The organism is Citrobacter sp. S46_ASV_140, from assembly GCF_018919545.1.
Taxonomy (GTDB): Bacteria; Pseudomonadota; Gammaproteobacteria; order Enterobacterales; family Enterobacteriaceae; genus Citrobacter; species Citrobacter braakii.
Window position 1 is genome coordinate 1 of sequence record NZ_JAHLRC010000168.1, and the last position, 6,182, is coordinate 6,182.

Here is a 6,182-nt window from a genome sequence, read left to right on the forward strand (position 1 = left end):
GCCCAGCATCGGGCAGCGTGCCGGTTGCCATTCAGCAGTCTCCTGAAAAGTGTTGCACCAATTTAGTGCATTATAGCTTTTTACATCAAAAAAGCGCGAGGAAGCAGGTTGTTAGTGGAGAAAAAAGCCCATCCTGGGATGGGCTAAAAGTTCCACGGCAACTTAAAGACTCTATATTTTTCTTGCTACAGCCGCGTGGGTCGCAACAAGAAATCTACGGAGTATTGGTACTAATTAAACGCTGTAGTACAGCTCAAACTCTACCGGGTGCGGAGTCATACGCACGCGGTCATCTTCTTCGCGACGCAGCGTAATGTACGCATCGATCGCTTCATTGGTGAACACGCCGCCTGCAGTCAGGAACTCACGGTCCAGATCCAGTTCTTTCAGTGCTTCTTCCAAAGAACCTGCAACCTGTGGGATCTCTTTCGCTTCTTCCGGCGGCAGGTCGTACAGGTTTTTGTCCATGGCTTCGCCCGGGTGGATCTTGTTCTTAATACCGTCAAGACCCGCCATCAGCAGTGCTGCGAAGCACAGGTACGGGTTAGCAGCCGGGTCCGGGAAACGCACTTCGATACGACGCGCTTTCGGAGAAGCTACTACCGGAATACGGATCGAAGCAGAACGGTTACGGGCAGAGTAAGCCAGCATTACCGGCGCTTCGTAGCCTGGGACCAGACGCTTGTAAGAGTTGGTGGTTGGGTTAGCCAGCGCGTTGATCGCTTTAGCGTGTTTGATTACGCCGCCAATGTAGAACAGCGCCTGCTCAGACAGACCCGCATATTTGTCGCCAGAGAACAGGTTTACGCCGTTCTTGGACAGGGACATGTGGCAGTGCATACCGGAACCGTTATCGCCAAACATAGGTTTTGGCATAAAGGTCGCGGTTTTACCGAAACGGTGAGCGACGTTGTGAACCACATATTTGTAGATCTGAATTTCGTCCGCTTTTTTGGTCATGGTGTTAAAGCGGGTCGCGATTTCGTTCTGACCTGCGGTCGCCACTTCGTGGTGATGCGCTTCAACAACCAGGCCCATTTCTTCCATGATCAGACACATGGTAGAACGGATGTCCTGAGAAGAATCTACCGGAGGAACTGGGAAGTAACCGCCTTTCACGCCAGGACGGTGACCTTTGTTACCACCTTCGTATTTGGTGGAAGAGTTCCATGCGCCTTCGATGTCATCGATAGCCACGTGGGAACCGGAAATGGACGCGCCGAAACGGATGTCGTCAAACAGGAAGAACTCTGGCTCAGGCCCGAACAGAACGGTGTCTGCGATGCCGGTAGAACGCAGATACTCTTCAGCGCGTTTAGCGATGGAGCGCGGGTCGCGGTCGTAGCCCTGCAGCGTACCTGGTTCCAGGATATCGCAACGGATGATCAGGGTGGACTCTTCATAGAACGGGTCGATGAGTGCAGTAGACGCATCTGGCATCAGAACCATGTCTGATTCGTTAATGCCTTTCCAGCCACCGATTGAGGAGCCGTCAAACATTTTGCCTTCTTCAAAGAATTCGGCATTTACCTGATGAGCAGGAATAGTGACGTGCTGTTCTTTACCTTTGGTATCAGTGAAGCGTAAATCAACAAACTTCACTTCGTGTTCGTTCAGCATCGTCAAAACGTGTTCAGCGGACATACTTACTCTCCCGGATTGGTCATGGTCGTCGTGGTAACGAAGTCTTCAATTCTGCAAAAAATTGGCCGTGTCGCCGTAAAAAATATAAAGCGAAATCTGTGCCAACTTTTAAATTGCCCCTAAAAGGCGTTATCATGCGCACTATCGTGCAAAGGGGCTGCACCATGAAGGTTGTATTGCACCATTATAGTGCTTTAATGTGAACATTAAGCACCACATTGGTGCAAAGCATGTCAGATTACCCCTTTTAACGCTCCGTGAATGTGATCACAAAGAAACTCTGCAATACTTGTTTGCGGAGGATGTTTGTGATCCTGTTTTGTACTGCGATTAATCCGTGTACAATAACGCGCTATTTCTAAAATGCCTGAGGCAAAGTTGTGATCGAAAATTTGCGTAACATCGCCATCATCGCGCACGTAGACCATGGTAAAACGACCCTGGTAGACAAGCTGCTCCAACAATCCGGTACGTTCGATGCACGTGCTGAAACCCAAGAGCGCGTGATGGACTCCAACGATTTGGAGAAAGAGCGTGGGATTACCATCCTCGCTAAAAACACCGCTATCAAATGGAATGACTACCGTATCAACATCGTTGATACCCCAGGGCACGCCGACTTCGGTGGTGAAGTTGAACGTGTAATGTCCATGGTCGACTCCGTGCTGCTGGTGGTGGATGCAATGGATGGTCCGATGCCGCAGACGCGCTTCGTGACCAAAAAAGCCTTTGCCCATGGCCTGAAGCCAATTGTTGTTATCAACAAAGTTGACCGCCCTGGCGCGCGTCCTGACTGGGTTGTTGATCAGGTATTTGACCTGTTCGTTAACCTCGACGCTACCGACGAGCAGCTGGACTTCCCGATCGTTTACGCTTCCGCGCTGAACGGTATCGCAGGTCTGGATCACGAAGATATGGCTGAAGACATGACTCCGCTGTATCAGACCATCGTTGATCGTGTTCCGGCTCCAAGCGTAGACCTTGATGGCCCGCTGCAGATGCAAATCTCTCAGCTGGACTACAACAACTACGTTGGCGTAATCGGCATCGGCCGTATCAAACGCGGTAAAGTTAAACCGAACCAGCAGATCACTATCATTGATAGCGAAGGCAAAACCCGTAACGGTAAAGTCGGTAAAGTTCTGACCCATCTGGGTCTGGAACGTATCGAGAGTGATATTGCCGAAGCGGGCGATATCATCGCGATCACCGGTTTGGGCGAACTGAACATCTCCGACACCATCTGCGACCCGCAGAACGTCGAAGCGCTGCCGGCTCTGTCCGTTGATGAACCGACCGTAACCATGTTCTTCTGCGTAAACACCTCCCCGTTCTGTGGTAAAGAAGGTAAATATGTTACCTCTCGTCAGATCCTTGACCGCCTGAACAAAGAGCTGGTGCACAACGTTGCGTTGCGCGTCGAAGAAACCGAAGATGCGGATGCGTTCCGTGTATCCGGTCGTGGTGAGCTGCACCTGTCTGTTCTGATCGAGAACATGCGTCGTGAAGGTTTCGAAATGGCGGTTTCCCGTCCGAAAGTAATCTTCCGCGAAATCGACGGCCGTAAACAAGAGCCGTTCGAAAACGTAACGCTGGACGTAGAAGAGCAGCATCAGGGTTCTGTCATGCAGGCTCTGGGTGAGCGTAAAGGCGACCTGAAAAACATGAATCCAGATGGCAAAGGCCGCGTACGTCTTGACTACGTGATCCCAAGCCGTGGTCTGATCGGCTTCCGTTCAGAATTCATGACCATGACTTCCGGTACCGGTCTGCTGTACTCCACCTTCAGCCACTACGACGATGTTCGTGCGGGTGATGTGGGTCAGCGTCAGAACGGCGTACTGATCTCCAACGGCCAGGGTAAAGCAGTTGCGTTCGCACTGTTCAGCCTGCAGGACCGCGGTAAGCTGTTCCTGGGTCACGGTGCTGAAGTTTACGAAGGCCAGATCATCGGTATTCACAGCCGCTCTAACGACCTGACTGTAAACTGCCTGACCGGTAAGAAACTGACCAACATGCGTGCGTCCGGTACTGACGAAGCAACGGTTCTGGTTCCGCCGGTTAAGATGACTCTGGAGCAGGCTCTGGAATTCATCGATGACGACGAACTGGTAGAAGTTACCCCAACCTCTATCCGTATCCGTAAGCGTCACCTGACTGAAAACGACCGTCGCCGTGCAATGCGTGGCGCGAAAGAAGAGTAATTAACGCTCTTTCTCAGGTAAGCATAAAAAAGCCGCTGATTTCAGCGGCTTTTTTTATCATCAGGAGAATTAGAAGAAATACTTTGCCCCAACACGAATCTGGTTTTGTTCGCGATGATAGGGTTCAACATTGCGATCTAACCAGCGTAATTCAAGGTAGGGTAACCAGTGCTCATTGATACGATACTTAAAGGTATTGGTAATTTCCCAGTGATGATCTTTTCCGTTGCTGCTATTGAAGTCATTGACTCGCATAAAATAGTGCGGTTCAAAGGTATAGGAAAATTTATCGGTAATGGTAAAGTTCCAGTAGTTGCCTATTTCATAGGTATCATTATTATCCAGCTCACCGTTTAGGTCGGTTGAACTGTAGTTATTATGGTTATATCGATTACGCACGGTAAGATTAAACCACGGAGTAAATTTATAGTTAACATCCAGATAAACAGCACCACCTGAGCCAATACTCTTATCGTTTATTAACCCTCCAGGCTGGATTGTTAATTTATCTGTTGGTTTAAATAACGGGTACCAACCCTCTATTTCGTTATAGCCGTGTTTTAACTCATCCTTGCGTTGCATAGTGTAGGTGTTCGTAAGCATGATACCTGCGCCCATATCGGAGTTATAGCCAACGCGCAGCATGACCTCCATTTGATCGGATGCCAGGTTATATGCTTCGCGGTTTTCTACATAGGCTCCAGCGAAAGCAGAGGTTGATACTACAGAGGTTAAGAGAATTATTGTCGTTAATTTTTTCATGATAAATCCATTTTTTACGCGTAGGGAGGCCGCCATCCATTGGGATGGAATAGGCGGCAATTATTTTTATACGTTTACAGCAGAGGTGTTCTTTTTATTAGTAATAGGGTCCGGTTGGATGTTGTTTTTCTTCCGTTGGCTGATTTCCTCAATAATAAAAGCAAAACGAGTTTCGTTGAGCTTATAAAAGAAGCCCATCGTGAGTGCTGCAATAATTGCAAGTCCGCAAGGCCAGAGGAAAATAAGCTGACGTAAACCGAGCAGTGTGGCATCACTCTGGACTATGTTGGGGATATAACCGATTTGCGTCAGCATGATGCCCGGTAGGAAGCCTGCGAGCGCAGCAGAAATTTTGCGAGAAAAGGTATAACCCGTATACACCGAACCTTCTGCACGGATCCCCGTTTTCCATTCGCCATAATCGACCGTATCCGGAACCAGTGCCCAGTTTAGACTGTTAACAAAAGCGGTTCCGAAGAAGGCCATGCAAGAGAACGTGACGAATAAAAATGACGTACTGCCCCAGAAAAAGTTCAGCACATCACCGATAGCCCATAGCGCCAGGCCACCGAGGTAAACCTGCTTTTTACCGAAGCGTTTTACAGCTGTGGGAACCAGCAGTACCCCAACCAGAATGCATCCCATGCTGAAGAAACCCATCCACGACAGCAGATGAATATCGTTGAGCACGTACTGGGTGTAATACACCTGGATCGCCAGCTTGATGTTGAATGCCGCCAACGTGCACAGATTGGCGACACACAGCACCAGCAGTGGAGGGGTACGGAAAATGGCGCAGAACGACTTGAGAATGCTGGGCTTATGGTGATCCGGCACGATTTCGATATAGCGTTCCTTCACACCGCTAAAGCACCACCACATGCTGAACAGTCCGCAGACGGAGAAGATCAGTGCGGCAATCAGATAACCCAGCGAAGGTGAACTAACAAATAGCGCCTGAATAGGCATAAAGCCAACAGTACACAGTAACAGGCCTACGGTAGCGCCGCCCTGACGCCAGGCGGCGAGCTGAGCTCGTTCATGCGGGTTTTTCGTGATCGCGGGCACCATCGCGCCGTAGGAGCAGTTCATCAGGCTATAGAACAGCCCGAACAGCATAAACAACACTGTCGCCAGCCCGGTTTTCACCGTTAGCGTAAAATCTGTCGCTAAAAACTGCGCGCTGGCAACGACAGCGACAGGAAATGATGCATACAAAATAAAGGGCCTGAATTTCCCTTTTGCGCCAATATTACGCCTTGAGTCCAGCAACACACCGGTCAACATATCAGTGAAAGCGGTGAAGAACTTCGCCACCAAAAAGATAATCCCACCGTAATACGCCGGCATCCCTAGTTCATCGGTATAAAATTTAAGCAGATACAGCGTACCGATACACAGCATCAAATTTGAGCCGAAGTCACCCACTCCGTAGGCGAATTTTTCACGCAGGCTCAGTTTTAGCGTTAGCGGATCATGAAAAGACATAATCGCTCCTCAATAGCGCCCCGTAGAGCGCTATTCATTATTATTATCAAACGGGTTGTTTACGCGCTTCTATCTCTTCAACGA

At 49.5% G+C, this 6,182-nt stretch carries 4 protein-coding genes; 1 reads left to right on the forward strand and 3 read right to left on the reverse strand.

The features are described from left to right. Positions 1–234 precede the first annotated feature (234 nt). Positions 235–1,644 (reverse strand): glutamate--ammonia ligase, encoded by a 1,410-nt coding sequence (gene glnA, locus KQJ19_RS21780; RefSeq protein ID WP_003028638.1) that lies wholly within the window; start codon positions 1,642–1,644, stop codon positions 235–237. A 380-nt stretch (positions 1,645–2,024) separates the two neighbouring features. On the opposite strand from glnA, the gene typA reads away from it, so the two are divergent. Next, positions 2,025–3,848, forward strand: coding sequence for a ribosome-dependent GTPase TypA (typA, locus tag KQJ19_RS21785; RefSeq protein ID WP_008786988.1), 1,824 nt, complete (start codon positions 2,025–2,027; stop codon positions 3,846–3,848). Positions 3,849–3,917: 69 nt separating this feature from the next. Here typA and ompL read toward each other — a convergent pair whose 3' ends face one another. Both ompL and KQJ19_RS21795 read right to left on the reverse strand, forming a co-directional pair. Further along, positions 3,918–4,610 carry a porin OmpL gene (ompL, locus tag KQJ19_RS21790; protein ID WP_103767202.1) on the reverse strand — a complete coding sequence of 231 codons (693 nt, stop codon included), beginning with the start codon at positions 4,608–4,610 and terminating at the stop codon, positions 3,918–3,920. Between the two features lie 66 nt (positions 4,611–4,676). Further along, positions 4,677–6,098, reverse strand: a complete 1,422-nt coding sequence (locus KQJ19_RS21795) for an MFS transporter (protein ID WP_216404129.1) — start codon at positions 6,096–6,098, stop codon at positions 4,677–4,679. Between the last annotated feature and the right edge of the window lie 84 nt (positions 6,099–6,182).

Bases quoted from the DNA above. Each gene is read 5' to 3' on its own strand.
- glnA (WP_003028638.1), bottom strand. From the start codon at position 1,644: ATGTCCGCTGAACACGTTTTGACGATGCTGAACGAACACGAAGTGAAG.
- ompL (WP_103767202.1), bottom strand. From the start codon at position 4,610: ATGAAAAAATTAACGACAATAATTCTCTTAACCTCTGTAGTATCAACC.
- KQJ19_RS21795 (WP_216404129.1), bottom strand. From the start codon at position 6,098: ATGTCTTTTCATGATCCGCTAACGCTAAAACTGAGCCTGCGTGAAAAA.